This window comes from Saccharothrix ecbatanensis (genome assembly GCF_014205015.1).
GTDB classification, from domain to species: domain Bacteria; phylum Actinomycetota; class Actinomycetes; order Mycobacteriales; family Pseudonocardiaceae; genus Actinosynnema; species Actinosynnema ecbatanense.
The window spans coordinates 4997993-5010677 of the sequence record NZ_JACHMO010000001.1; the positions used below are offsets into that span (position 1 = coordinate 4997993).

Genomic DNA, 12685 nt, shown 5'->3' on the forward strand with positions numbered 1-12685 from the left:
CCTCCTCAACGCGCGGGGACTGCGGAAATCCGCACGTCCGGCCCGCACATGCTTACCTGCTCCACGACCAATGCCACCGCGCCGGTGACGGTCGACACCCCGGCGTCCGCCAGAGCGGACGGACCCGCGCCCAGGAACTTCGGCGCGAGGTACGCGAGCACCCGGTCGATGCGGCGCGCTCCGGCGAACGCACCCGCCAGCGTAGGCCCGCCCTCCAGCAGCACGTCCACCACACCTCGTGCGGCCAGCGCGCCGAGCACCACGTCGGCGTCGTGCGTGCGCAGGTGCAGGGTCTCGGCCTCGTCGTCCAGCACGCGCGCGCCCGGCGGCAGGTCGCTCGTGCCCACGACGACCCGCAACGGCTGGCGGACCACGTCCTGCCCCCGGCGCGGCACGCGCGCGGTGAGCCTCGGGTCGTCGGCGCGGACCGTGCCGGTGCCGACCATGATCGCGTCGACCTTGGTGCGGAAGTCGTGCACCTCGGCGCGCGACTCCTCTGAACTGATCCAGCGGCTGGTGCCGTCGGCGGCGGCGACCCGGCCGTCGAGGCTCGCGGCGTACTTCCACGTCACGTGCGGGCGGCCGGTGCGGGCGAAGTGCAGCCAGGCGCGCAGCGGACCGCGTTCGACGTCGTCGGCGAGCACACCGGACTCGACGCGCACACCGGCGGCGCGCAGCACGTCCGCTCCCCCGGCGGCCTTCGGGTTCGGGTCCGCGACGGCGTGCACCACCCGTGCCACGCCCGCGTCGAGCAGCGCCCGGGTGCACGGCGGGGTGCGGCCGTGGTGGGCGCACGGCTCCAACGTGACGAACGCCGTGCCGCCCCGCGCCCGTTCACCCGCCTGCGCGAGCGCGACGACCTCCGCGTGCGGCCCACCCGGCGGCTTGGTCGCGCCCTCGCCGACCAGGACTCCGTCCGCGTCCAGGATCACGCAGCCCACCGGCGGGTTCGGGCTGGTGGTGCCCCGCACCCGCTCACTCGCCGCGATGGCCAGCGCCATCGCCTCGTCGGGGTTCACCGGGCGCGCGTCGCCTGTGCGCGCAGCCGCTCCAGGGCCGCGCCGGGGTCCGCGGCGTCGTAGACGGCGGACCCGGCCACGAAGCAGTCCACGCCCGCCTCGGCGGCCTGCTCGATGGTGTCGGCGTTGATGCCGCCGTCGATCTCGATCACGAGCTTGAGGTGGCCGGTGTCGACCATGCGGCGCGCGGCGCGCACCTTGTCCAACACCTCGGCCATGAACGACTGGCCGCCGAAGCCCGGCTCCACCGACATGATCAACAGCGTGTCATAGTGCTTGAGGACGTCCACGCAGGACTCCAGCGTGGTGCCCGGCTTGAGCGACAGACCGGCCTTCGCGCCCGCCGCGCGCAGGTCCTTCGCCAGCCGCACCGGGTCGTTCGCCGCCTCGACGTGCACGGTCACGTTGTACGCGCCGGCCTCCGCGTACTCGACCGCCCAGCGGTCCGGGTCCTCGATCATCAGGTGGCAGTCCAGCGGGATGTCGGTCGCCTTGCGCAGCGACTTCACCACCGGCAGGCCGATCGTCAGGTTCGGCACGAAGTGCGCGTCCATGACGTCCACGTGCAGCCAGTCCGCGGTCGCCACGGCGGCGGCCTCGTCGGCGAGTCGGGCGAAATCGGCGGACAGGATGCTCGGTGCGATCATCGGCTGGTGGACCACGGCTGGTGAGTCTAGGCTCCCACGCTCGCCCGGACCCGCCGGACCGCGTGTCCGACCTCACCCTTCCCGGTCCGCGCCTTCCACCTGGTCTTTTCCGACTACTCACCCAAGTAGTTCCCCTAACGTCGTGGTGCCCATTACGTTCGGCGCGGGGGCGCAGAACTGGGGAGCACTGGGGATGAATGCCGAATTTCACGACAAGATCGCACTGGTCACGGGAGCCTGCACGCCGCTCGGCGTCGAACTGGTCGAGTCGCTGGCCGGGCAAGGGGCGCTGGTGGCGGCCGTGGACAGCGACGGAGCCGGGCTCGCGGGCCTGGTGGAACGGCTGCACGGCGAGGGTTTGAGGATCGCCGGGCGGCAGATCGACGTGACGTCGAGCGCCGCCGTCGACGCGTTGGTCGACCAGGTCGAACGCGAGTTCGGCCCGATCGACGCGTTGGTGACCACGGCGGGCGCGTTGCGCCCGGGTCCGGCGCTGTCGGTCACCGACGAGGATTGGGCGCACAGTTTCGCGGTCAACGTGGACGGCGTGTTCAACGTCTCGCGGGCGGTGGCGTCGCGGATGGTCGGGCGCGGTCGCGGGACGATCGTGATGGTGCCCGTGCAGGCGGTCGCGGTGCCCCGGTCGGGGATCGCGGCGTACTCGGCGTCACGGGCGGCCGCGGTGGCGTACATCGAGTGCCTGGCCGTTGAGGTCGCGGCGCACGGGGTGCACTGCGCGGTCGTCGCGACGGCGGACATGTCGGAGGTGGCCGACGAGGTCCGGTTTCTGATCTCCGACACGGTGCCGGACTCGATGTCGGACCCGGTCGGCGCCTGATCGGGTCGGACGCGGTCGGCGCCTGATCGGGTCGGACGTGGTCGGGGCCTGATGGCGTCGGACGTGGTCGGGGCCTGAGGACGGCGCGCGGGCAGGTCAGACCGTCGAGGTCTCGGCGGTCTGCTGCTCGTGCGCCCACCTCGCCAACTCCACCCGTGAGCTGATGCCGAGCTTCTTGAAGATGCCGCGCAGGTGGTAGTTCACCGTGTGCGGTGACAGGTACAGCTGCCTGGCCACCTGCCGGTTGGTCATCCCGGCGCCCACCAGCCGGGCGATGTCCCGTTCCGGCCCGGACAGCCGCCGCCACTCCACGCCGGTCGCCCCGTTCACGTCGGGCCACCCGCGCAACCGGGCCACCTCGCCATCCGCGCCCATCCGCTCGAAGATCCGCAACGCCCGCGTCGTGTGCGCCGCCGCGCGGTCCGCCTCCCCCGCCTCGGCGAGCAGCGCGGCCAGGTCCTCGTTCGCGTTCGCCCTGGCCCACGGGTGGCGGTGCCGACCGGCCGCCGCCAGCAACTGCGCCGCGTCGCCCTCCAGCAACGCCCGCGCGTGACCCGCGGCGACCGACACCGCCGCGAAACCGGGGTTGTCGGCCGCCAGCCGCTCGGCCGCGCCGACGACGTCACCGGCCAGGTCCCGGTCGCCGACCGCCGACGCCTGCCGCACCAGCCACGGCGCGGCGCCCGGCTCGTCCACGAGCATCCGGCGGGCGACGACGGCGTCGGCGATCCGCCCGCGGGCCAGTTCGGCGACCCGGTCCGGCCCGCCCTCCGCGTGCGCCAGCAGCAGTTCGACCCAGTCGTACTGGCCGGAGTGCAGCACCGCCTCGCCCGCCGCCAGGTCGGCCCGGTACCGGCGCACGTGCTCGGCCGCCGCCGCGATCTCGCCCCGCTGCAACGCCACCGTCGCGAGCACGGTCGACGCGAACGGCACCAGGATGCGCAGACCGCGGTCACGGGCGGTGCACAGGCCCTCGTCCGCGGCGGCCGCCGCAGGAGCCAGTTGGCCGGCCTGGGTGAGCACCCTGGCGCGGGCGATCTTCCGGGCGGTCGGCGCGCCCGCCGTCACCGCCTCGTCATCGTCCTCGGGGCTTTCCCGCACCAGGCGTTCCGCCTGTTCGAACTCGCCGAGCGCCGACAGCTTCATCGCGTGCGACACCGCGGCCTGCGACTGCCACCACGCGGTGGGCCGGTCCGCCTCCCACCGGGTCGACTCACGGCCCCAGTACACGGCCTCGGCGAAGTTCCCGTCGCTCCACTCCAGGCACGAGTGGACGGTCGCGGCCATCACCACGTCGGCGTCGCTCGGCTCCCGTTCGCGGGCCGTCAGCACGGTCATCGCCCGCGCGCCCGCCGGGACGCCGGTGGCGAAGTACAGCGACAGCAGCCGCCCCGCCGCCGCCAGCCGGCGCAGCGGTTCGGGCGCGCCCTCCGCGTTCACCGCGTGCTCCATCTCGGACGCCGCGTCGGCGGGCCGTCCGTCGGCCAGCAGGATGCCGCCCAGCACGACGTGCAGCTCGGCGACGGCGCCGGCGGGCGCGTCCTGCGCCAGGCTCTCCCGGGCCAGCGCGATGGCGGAGCCGAGCCGGCCGTTCACGGCCAACTTGCGGACTTCGTGCACGGCGTCCGTGCCCGGGACTCCGGCCGGCTCGTCCTCGTCGGGGGCGCGCAGAACGGCGGTGTCGTGCCGCAGGGCGTGCCGCACCGATTCCGGCATGGACTCCACCACGGCCCGCCAGACCAAGTCGGAGACGAACTCCAGGCGTTCGTCGATTCGCACCACCAAGCCGGAAGCGAGCACTTCGTCCGCCACCGGACGTAAGGCGTCCTCGGTTTCACCCGTTCTTGTGACCACTTCGCGCGGCGAAAATGCCCGGCCGATCACGGCGGCGACTCGCAACAGCCGGGCGGCTTCGGCGGACAGCGCGTCCACCTGACCGCGCACCAGCTCGCTCACCCGGCGCGGCAGCCAGCCGCCGCGCAGCCGGGCCACGCCGCCGTCCACCTCCAGTTGACCTTCCTCGCGCAGCCCGGTGATCAGCTCGCCGGCCAGGTGCGGGTCACCGCCCGCGGTGGCGATCAACGAGGCCAGGTCGGGGTGCGGGGTGGCGCCCAGGAGGGTGGTGGTCATCAGCCCGATCACGTCGTCGCCTACCGGGCCGAGCTCGAGCACGCAGCCGTGCTCGGCCAGGGCGTTCCGCACTTCCGGACCCGCGTATGCGCTGGTCAACGTCAGTAGCGCGGTGATCCGCCGTTCCCGCAGCCGGGGCAGCAAAGCGAGCAGGGCGGCCGGGTCGCGGTGCGCCTGGTCGACCGCGATCAGCGTGCCGCTGTCGGCGCGGTCGAGCGCGCGGGCCACGTCGGCGGACGCGGCGAAGTGCTCACCGCAGGCCAGGACGACTGTGTAGCCGAGGTCGCGGGCGGCGGCGACCGCCTCGTGCAGCAGGAGCGATTTGCCGCAGCACGGCGGCGCGTCGATGGCCAGCAGGCCACCGGGTGCGGACAGGAAGCGAAGAACCGAAGCCCATTCACGATTCCGGCCGTGCAATTTCGACACAATCCAGACTGCTACGTGTCCGGACTTACTGTCAATTCAGCCGCGAGCGCCGTTCTCCCGATTTTCCCGGAATACGGCGAATGGCGCAGTCCGGTCCAGTTCCCGCAGCACCGACTCGGGATCGGACGCGAGCACCACTCCGGCGGAACGCAGCACGGCCAGGTGACCGGGGAACGCGGGATGGGCGGCCTGGTCGTCGGACAACTGCGGCAGCACCACCATCGGCGTGCGGCGGCCCAACGCCTCGCACAGCACCGTCAGCGCCTGGTTGTCGCCGATCCCGAGGGCGAGTTTGGCCAGCGAATTCGCCGTCGCGGGTGCGAACACCACCACGTCCGGGACCGGGTGGGGTTTCGGCTCGGTCGGCAGGCGCGAGGTCGAGCGCACCGGCAGGTCCGTCGTCGCCGCGAGTGCCACTGTCTGCGGCTCCAGCCAGCGGGCGACGGTCGGGGTCAGCGTGACGGCCAGCCGCCAGCCCTGCCCGGCCAACGGCCGCGCCAGACCGTCCACCAACCACCGCTCCACCCCGCCCGCCGCGGACGCGACCAGCCCGAGCACCGGACCGGCCGCCTCTGCTCCTGTCACACCGCCCCCGTCATCCCGCCCCGCCAACACCGCTCCGCCACCCAGCCCGCCAACCCTGCCGCCGTCATGCGGCCCCACCAACGCGGCCCCGCCACCCAGCCCGCCAACCCTGCCGCCGTCATGCGGCCCCACCAACGCGGCCCCGTCGCGCAGCCCGTCAACCCGGCCCCGTCCGCGCGGCCCGTCACTTGGCGACCGTCAGGCGGGCCGCTGGAGCATCGCGCAGAACATCGCGTCCGTGCCGTGCTTGTGCGGCCACAGCTGCACCTGCGGGCCGTCACCCAGGTCAGGCACACCGGGGAAGTACTCGCGGGCGTCCAGCCAGGTCGCCCCGGTCCGGCGGGCCACGTCGGCGACCACGCCCACCGTCTCGGACAAGTGCGGCGTGCACACCACGTACGCCACCACCCCACCCGGCCTGACCAGCGTCAACGCCGCGGTCAGCAGCTCGCGCTGCAACCGGGCCAGCGGCGCGACGTCCGACGGCTGCCGACGCCACCGCGCCTCCGGCCGCCGACGCAAGGCACCCAGCCCGGTGCACGGCGCGTCCACCAGCACCCGGTCGAACGAGCCCTCGGCCAGGCCCGACTCCCGACCGTCGGCCACGTGCACGGTCATCGGCACGTCACCCGCCGCCTTGCGGATCAGGTCCGCCCGGTGCGGCGCCTTCTCCACCGCGTCCAACGACGCGCCGGACAGCGACGCCAGCGAGCCCAGCATCACCGCCTTGCCGCCGGGACCGGCGCACAAGTCGAGCCACCGCTCGTCCGAACCCTCCAGCGGCACCCGCGTCAACGCCACCGCGCACAGCTGGCTGCCCTCGTCCTGCACCGTCGCCAGCCGCTCGCGCACCGGGTCCAGATCGCCCGGATCACCCGAGCCGGTGTCCAGGTGCACCCCGTACGGCGAGTACGGCGCGACCTCGCCACCGGTCATCGCGGCCAGCTCGTCCGAGCTGCACTGACCGGGCCGGGCGGCCAGGTGCACGGCCGGGCGCATGTCGTCGGCGGCCAGCGCGTCGCGCAACGGCTCACCGCGACTGCCCAGGGCCTCGGCGAACGCCTGCGCGATCCACCTCGGGTGGGCGTGGGCCATGGCCAGGTAGCCGATCGGGTCGGCGTCCTCGTCGGGCGCGACCTCCTCCACCCAGCCAGCCTCGTCCTGCCCGGTGACGCGGCGCAGCACCGCGTTGGCGAAACCGGCCGCGCCCGAACCGCGGTCGGCGCGCACCAGGTCCACCGTGGAGGCGACCGCGGCGTGCGCCGGGATCCGGGTGCGCAGCAGCTGGTAGGCGCCCAGCCGCAGCGCGTCCAGCACCGCGCCGTCCACTTCGGACAGCGGACGGTCGGCGCACGCGGTGAGCACGGCGTCCAGCAGGCCCTGCGCGCGCAACGAGCCGTACGTCAACTCGGTGGCGAGGGCCGCGTCACGTCCGGTGATCTTGCGTTCCCGCAGGATGCCGGGCAACACGAGGTTCGCGTAGGCGTCCCGCTGGCGGACCGCCCGCAGCGTGTCCAACGCGGCCTGCCGCGCCGGGTCGCCCACGGGCGGGCGGGGCGGGGTGCCGGTGCGTCCGCGCGGCGGGTGTGCCCGCTCCGGTCGGGACGGCCGGGAAGACCTCTGGGTCATGAAATCCGCTCCCCCGCCTCGATCCGGGCGCCGCGCGCCCAGTCTGCCGCCGACATCCGCTTCTTGCCCTGCGCCTGCACGTCGCCGAGTTCCACCGGGTCGGTGGCCGTGCCGACGAGCACGCGTTTGCGCTCCACCCTGATCTCGCCGGGCGGCAGCGGTTCGTCCGACTCGACCGGGACCACCGGGCCGAGCTTGATCCGTTCACCGCGGAACTCCGCCCACGCGCCCGGGTCCGGCGTGACCGCGCGGGCCACCCGGTCGAGGGCGGCGGCGGGCGTGCCGAAGTCCAGCCGGGCGTCGTCCACGCTCACCTTCGGCGCGTAGCTCACGCCCTGGTCGGGCTGCTCCACCGCGCGCAGCGTGCCGTCCGCGACACCGTCCACAGTAGACAGCAGCAGCTTGGCGCCGGACTCGGCGAGCCGGCCCAGCAGTTCGCCGGCCGTGTCCCGCTCGCGCACCTGCTCGGTCACCACGCCGTACACCGGGCCCGCGTCCAGCTCCTTGACGATGCGGAACGTGGTCGCGCCGGTGATGTCGTCGCCGTGCCGCACGGCCGCCTGCACGGGCGCCGCGCCACGCCAGGCGGGCAGCACCGAGAAGTGCAGGTTCACCCAGCCGTGCTTCGGGATGCCCAGCGTGGACTCGGGCAGCAACGCGCCGTAGGCCACCACCGGGCACAGGTCGGGCTCCAGCTCGGCCAGCCGCGCCCGGAACGCCGGGTCGCCCGCCTTGGCCGGCGCCAGCACCTCGATGCCGTGCTCGTCCGCCAACGCCGCGACCGGCGACCGTTCGACCCGGCGACCGCGACCGGCCGGCGCGTCCGGCCTGGTGACGACCGCGACCACCTCGTGCCGGTCGGAATCCAGCAGCGCCCTCAACGACGGGAGGGCGACCTCGGGCGTGCCCGCGAAGACCAGGCGCATGTCAGAGCCCTCCGGACGGCACGTGAGGGCTTGGTCGAGACGGCCGGGTTTCTTGGACGAACACGCACTCTCCTCGCATCTTCTGCGGATCCGCAGACCGCAAGTCTAGGAGAGTGCCCGCGAGCCGGCTCGCGGGCGAGCCGTCGTGCGCCGAACAGCGGCCTTTAAGCACCGAAGAGGGGGTGCGGTGACTGCTTGATCGCCGGCACGCCGCCGTCGAACCACGACTGCTGCCGGATGGCCTTCATGGCCTCCTTGCGGGTCGCGTCGTCCAGCCGGTCCACGAACAGCACGCCGTCCAGGTGGTCGGTCTCGTGCTGCACGCAGCGCGCCAGCAGGTCCGAACCCTCGACCTCGACCGGCTCGCCGTGCATGTTCCAGCCCTTGGCCACGACGTGCAGGTGCCGGCGGCAGTCCCAGGACATGCCGGGGATCGACAGGCAGCCCTCCGGACCTTCCTGGTACTCGTCGCCGACCACGTCGAACGTCGGGTTCACCAGGTGCCCGGCGAACCCGTCGCAGTGGTAGGTGAACACGCGCAGGCCGACACCCAGCTGGGGCGCCGCGAGCCCGGCGCCACCGGCCTCGCTCATCGTGTCCCACAGGTCCTTGACCAGCTTGCGCAGCTCCGCGTCGAAGTCGGTGACCTCGACGGCGGGCGTCCGCAGCACCGGGTCGCCGAACAGCCGGATCGGTTGGACGGTCACGCGCACTCCTCGCAGCCTGGGAAGGACCAGTCTACGAAAAGGCGTTCAGTGCTCCAGGTCACGGCCGCCCGGTAGCGTCCCGATCCCACTCCCCCGGGCTGAAATCGACTGCAACGCCGGGGGTGCGTGCGGCTACCTATTGTCATGACTGCTGCGACAACGGGACGGCAGGGGGCAGTGCCGGTGCCGGACAGCGACGCGGAACTGTGGGCGCGCGGGGACAAGGCCGCGTTCGCCACGCTGTTCGACCGGCACGCCGAGGCGGTGTGGAACCACGCCTACCGGTTGACCGCGTCGTGGTCGCTCGCCGAGGACCTGACCTCCGCCACCTTCCTGGCCGCGTGGCGCCGCCGGGCCGACATCACCCTGGTCCGCGACAGCGCGCTGCCGTGGCTCTACACGGTGGCGGGCAACCTCGCGCGCACCGAGTTCCGCCGCCTCGGCCGGTTCAGACGCGCGTTACGGCGGGTGGTCGACGACGACGTGGCGCCCGATCACGCCGAACGCGTCATCGCGGCGGTCGACGACGACCGGGCGTTGCGCCGGGTGCTCGCCGTCGTGGGTTCCCTGCCCAAGGCCGAACGGGAGGCCGTGGAGCTGTGCCTGCTGGGCGAGCTGTCCACGGCCGAAGCCGCCGAAGTGCTCGGCGTCGCCGAGGTGAGCGTGCGCTCGCGGATCTCGCGAGCCCGTGCCCGACTGCGTGCTGTGGAGGAGCGATGAGCCAGCCGAACATGACCGCGCCGGGCCTGCCGCCACGCCGTCCCCTCCCCCCTGACGTGCGGGAACGGATGCGCCGACGAGTCTTGAGCGGCGGGGCCGTGCGCTCGCCGCTTGCCGCTGCGGCGGCCGTTGCCGTGCTGGCGGCGGGCGGGGCGATCATCGCCCAGTCCACCGGCGGCGACATGACCGCCGTCTCGCCGCCGAGCACCACGTCCCCGGCGACCGGGTCGCACCTGCCGGACACTCCGGTCACCTCCGTCTCGCCCGGCGCGACCACGACCGACGCGGCGCGGTGCGGGCTCGGCGACGCGGACGTGCGGTTCACCCTGGGCCTGGCCGGCCGCCGGATCCTCGTGACCCGGGACGACCGGTTCTGCGAGCTCACGCACACGACGATCTCGAACAACAACCCCGAGGTCGGCCCGGTGCCGTTCGCGGGCGGCGTGGCGGCGGTGTTGTGGCGCAGCGGCAGCGGCGTGCTGATCGGCCGCGCGCCGGCCGGGACCAGCGGCGTCCGGCTGGAGTCCGGGGACCCGACCGGCACCGGACCCATGCCGGTCTCGCTGGTGGACGAGCTGTTCGTGACCCCGTACACCACCGCGGGCATGTCGGCGGACTTCACCACGCCGTCCGGACCCGTCACCGCCGGGATCGACCTCGTGGCGCTGCCCAGAGCGCAGGTGTGGGCGGCGGCGCGGGAGGAGCTGCCACCGGGCGACCCGGACGTGGCCCGATGCCTGGACCGGGCCCTGCTGGACTCGGCGCGGTGGGTGGGCGACCCGCTGAAGTGGCGCCCCGGAGCGACCTCGGGGCAGGCGCCCCACACCCGACTGGTGATCCACGACCAGGCCGGGAAGATCGCCTACTGCGAGTTCCTGCAGGACCGGCCGTTCCTCGTGGCTGAAGAGAGCGGGCCGCCGCAGCGGGGCGAGTCGTTCGAGGTCCGCTACGTGACCAGCAACGCGACCGGCCCTGGAGCCGGCGACGGGTACGTGCTGCTGGCCGGCACGGTCGACGCGGCGCGCGTGGGCGGCATGGAGATCACCACCCCCCAGGGGCGAACGGTCGCGGCCACCTTGCGGGACGGCACGTTCCTCGCCCAGGTGGACCAGCAGGACCTGTCCGCCAGGGACGCTCTCCTCGACGGCTTCCGGGTGCGCGTGCTCGACCACGGCAACCAGCCCGTCGAGACCGTCACGCTCGACTGAGACCGGTGTGGTCCCACCCGGTCGAGGGGTGGGTGGGACCACATCTCCACGTCATCGCGTCGGCCACACCACCCGGGCCGCGCCGCCGCCACGCCTGGACGTCTCAGCCGCCGCACGCCAGCGGCCGTCCGGCAGGCGTTCGACGGCCGTGACCGCGCCGATCTCGTTGGTCGAGGAGAACCGGTGGCCGAGCAGGCGCAACGCCTCGGCTTCCGGCGTGGCCAGGAACGCGGCCTCGGCCTGGGTGTTGGCAGCGTTGCGCTGCGAAGCCCGCGGCGCGGCGATGGCCTGCACGAGCGGCAGGCCGCGGTCCAGTCGTCGGGTGAGGACCTGGAGCACGGTGGTGATGATGCTCGCGCCGCCGGGTGAGCCGAGCGCCAGCACCGGCCGGCCGTGGTCCAGCACGATCGTCGGCGACATCGAGGACCGCGGCCGCTTGCCGGGGCCGGGCAGGTTCGGGTCCGGCACGCCCGGCGTCACCGGCGTGAACGAGAAGTCGGTCAGCTCGTTGTTCAGCAGGAACCCGCGGCCCGGCACCACGATGCCGCTGCCGCCTTCCTGCTCGATCGTCAGCGTGTAGGCGACCACGTTGCCCCAGCGGTCGGCGACCGTGAGGTGCGTGGTGTCCGTGCCCTCGTACGGGGTGACGGCGGGTTCGGCCGTCGTCGCGCACGGGGTCGGGTTGCGCGGGTCGCCCGGTGCGACCGTGCCGGTCATGGCGGACGTCGGCGAGATGAGGCACGCCCGGCTGTCGGCGAAGCGCTGCGACAACAGCTCACGGGTCGGCACGTCGCTGAACGCCGGGTCGCCCACCCAGCGGTTCCGGTCCGCGAACGACAACCGGCTGGCCTCCAGGAACCGGTGCAGGTACTGGACCGGGGTCTCGCCGGCGAGGTCGGTGGTCTCCAGGATGTTCAACGCCTCGCCCACCGTGGTGCCGCCGGACGACGGCGGGGCCATGCCGAACACGTCGAGGCCGCGGTAACGGATGCGGGTCGGCTCACGCAGCGGCGCGTCGTACCCGGCCAGATCCGACGGGGTCATCTCACCGGGCCGGACCTTGCGGGTGACGCCGGGTGCGACCGGTGGCTGCCGGACGGCTTCGACCACATCGCGGCCGACGTCACCTTGGTAGAGCGCGGACACGCCGTCCTCGCGCAGCTCGCGGTAGGTGTCGGCGAGGTCGGGATTGCGGAACGTGCTGCCGACCGCCGGCGGTGTGCCTTCGGGCAGGTAGAGGGCGCGGGTCGAGGTGAAGTCGGCGAACCGGGCGGTGTTGTCGGTGACCTGGCGGTGGAACGTGGCGTCGACGGTGAACCCGTGCCGCGCCAACTCCTCGGCGGGTCGGACGGCCCGGTCCAACGACCACGTCCCCCACCTCCGCAACGCCTCCTGCCACGTGCGCGGCGTGCCCGGCACACCCACCGACAACCCGCTGGTGACGGCCTCCGAGAACGGGATCGGCGCGCCGTTCTCCACGAACAGGTCGGCGTCGGCCGCCGCGGGCGCCGTCTCCCTGCCGTCCACAGTGGACACGCGATGGGTGCGGGCGTCGTAGTGGACGAAGAACCCGCCGCCGCCGATGCCCGCCGAGAACGGATCGGTGACGCCCAACGCCGCGGCCACCGCCACCGCGGCGTCCACGGCGTTCCCACCGCGACGCAAGACGTCGACACCGATCTGCGACGCGTCGGCGTCCACGCTGGACACCACCCCGCCGAAGCCGACCGCTTCGGGGACGCGTGGCGCGTCGGTGACCACAGGAGCGGCGGGTGCGGTGACGGGCAGGAGCGGGACGAGGAGGAGGGCTGCGAGGGCGCTGGCGACCTTCGACCGGAGCATCACTCCCT

The 12685-nt window shown here is 73.7% G+C and carries 11 protein-coding genes; 3 read left to right on the plus strand and 8 right to left on the minus strand.

The features are described 5' to 3' along the window. Positions 1–5 precede the first annotated feature (5 nt). Positions 6–1001 carry a bifunctional diaminohydroxyphosphoribosylaminopyrimidine deaminase/5-amino-6-(5-phosphoribosylamino)uracil reductase RibD gene (ribD, locus tag F4560_RS20700; protein ID WP_184929274.1) on the minus strand — a complete coding sequence of 332 codons (996 nt, stop codon included), beginning with the start codon at positions 999–1001 and terminating at the stop codon, positions 6–8. 14 nt (positions 1002–1015) lie between these two features. Beyond that, a complete protein-coding gene (rpe, locus tag F4560_RS20705) occupies positions 1016–1666 on the minus strand; it encodes a ribulose-phosphate 3-epimerase (protein ID WP_184929275.1) in 651 nt (216 codons plus the stop codon). A 193-nt stretch (positions 1667–1859) separates the two neighbouring features. Here rpe and F4560_RS20710 point away from each other — a divergent pair, with 193 nt between their 5' ends. Then, complete coding sequence (locus tag F4560_RS20710; protein ID WP_184922289.1) at positions 1860–2504, plus strand: SDR family NAD(P)-dependent oxidoreductase; 645 nt, start codon at positions 1860–1862, stop codon at positions 2502–2504. A gap of 96 nt (positions 2505–2600) precedes the next feature. Here the strand turns inward: F4560_RS20710 and F4560_RS20715 are convergent, their stop codons facing one another. The 5 genes from F4560_RS20715 to def form a co-directional block, all read right to left on the minus strand. Continuing rightward, the gene (locus F4560_RS20715; protein WP_184922290.1) at positions 2601–5060 is read right to left on the minus strand and encodes a helix-turn-helix transcriptional regulator; all 2460 of its coding nucleotides are present in this window, start codon (positions 5058–5060) and stop codon (positions 2601–2603) included. 36 nt (positions 5061–5096) lie between these two features. Further along, complete coding sequence (locus F4560_RS20720; protein ID WP_312869390.1) at positions 5097–5645, minus strand: flavoprotein; 549 nt, start codon at positions 5643–5645, stop codon at positions 5097–5099. A 198-nt stretch (positions 5646–5843) separates the two neighbouring features. Next, the gene (locus F4560_RS20725; protein WP_184922291.1) at positions 5844–7274 is read right to left on the minus strand and encodes an RsmB/NOP family class I SAM-dependent RNA methyltransferase; all 1431 of its coding nucleotides are present in this window, start codon (positions 7272–7274) and stop codon (positions 5844–5846) included. After that, on the minus strand, positions 7271–8200 hold the full coding sequence (gene fmt, locus F4560_RS20730) for a methionyl-tRNA formyltransferase (protein WP_184922293.1): 930 nt from the start codon (positions 8198–8200) through the stop codon (positions 7271–7273). Before fmt ends, F4560_RS20725 begins: the two co-directional genes overlap by 4 nt. Positions 8201–8364: 164 nt before the next feature. Continuing rightward, positions 8365–8907, minus strand: a complete 543-nt coding sequence (gene def, locus F4560_RS20735; RefSeq protein ID WP_184922295.1) for a peptide deformylase — start codon at positions 8905–8907, stop codon at positions 8365–8367. A gap of 144 nt (positions 8908–9051) precedes the next feature. Between def and F4560_RS20740 the strand changes: the two genes are divergently transcribed. Both F4560_RS20740 and F4560_RS20745 read left to right on the plus strand, forming a co-directional pair. After that, positions 9052–9627 carry an RNA polymerase sigma factor gene (locus F4560_RS20740; protein ID WP_184922297.1) on the plus strand — a complete coding sequence of 192 codons (576 nt, stop codon included), beginning with the start codon at positions 9052–9054 and terminating at the stop codon, positions 9625–9627. Beyond that, complete coding sequence (locus F4560_RS20745) at positions 9624–10835, plus strand: hypothetical protein (RefSeq protein WP_184922300.1); 1212 nt, start codon at positions 9624–9626, stop codon at positions 10833–10835. Before F4560_RS20740 ends, F4560_RS20745 begins: the two co-directional genes overlap by 4 nt. A gap of 51 nt (positions 10836–10886) precedes the next feature. Here F4560_RS20745 and ggt read toward each other — a convergent pair whose 3' ends face one another. Next, positions 10887–12677, minus strand: coding sequence for a gamma-glutamyltransferase (ggt, locus tag F4560_RS20750; protein WP_184922302.1), 1791 nt, complete (start codon positions 12675–12677; stop codon positions 10887–10889). Positions 12678–12685 lie beyond the last annotated feature (8 nt).

Excerpts from the sequence above, each read along its gene's own strand:
- ribD (WP_184929274.1), bottom strand. The coding sequence starts at position 1,001 with ATGGCGCTGGCCATCGCGGCGAGTGAGCGGGTGCGGGGCACCACCAGC.
- rpe (WP_184929275.1), bottom strand. The coding sequence starts at position 1,666 with ATGATCGCACCGAGCATCCTGTCCGCCGATTTCGCCCGACTCGCCGAC.
- F4560_RS20710 (WP_184922289.1), top strand. The coding sequence starts at position 1,860 with ATGAATGCCGAATTTCACGACAAGATCGCACTGGTCACGGGAGCCTGC.
- F4560_RS20725 (WP_184922291.1), bottom strand. The coding sequence starts at position 7,274 with ATGACCCAGAGGTCTTCCCGGCCGTCCCGACCGGAGCGGGCACACCCG.
- fmt (WP_184922293.1), bottom strand. The coding sequence starts at position 8,200 with ATGCGCCTGGTCTTCGCGGGCACGCCCGAGGTCGCCCTCCCGTCGTTG.
- F4560_RS20740 (WP_184922297.1), top strand. The coding sequence starts at position 9,052 with ATGACTGCTGCGACAACGGGACGGCAGGGGGCAGTGCCGGTGCCGGAC.
- F4560_RS20745 (WP_184922300.1), top strand. The coding sequence starts at position 9,624 with ATGAGCCAGCCGAACATGACCGCGCCGGGCCTGCCGCCACGCCGTCCC.
- ggt (WP_184922302.1), bottom strand. The coding sequence starts at position 12,677 with ATGCTCCGGTCGAAGGTCGCCAGCGCCCTCGCAGCCCTCCTCCTCGTC.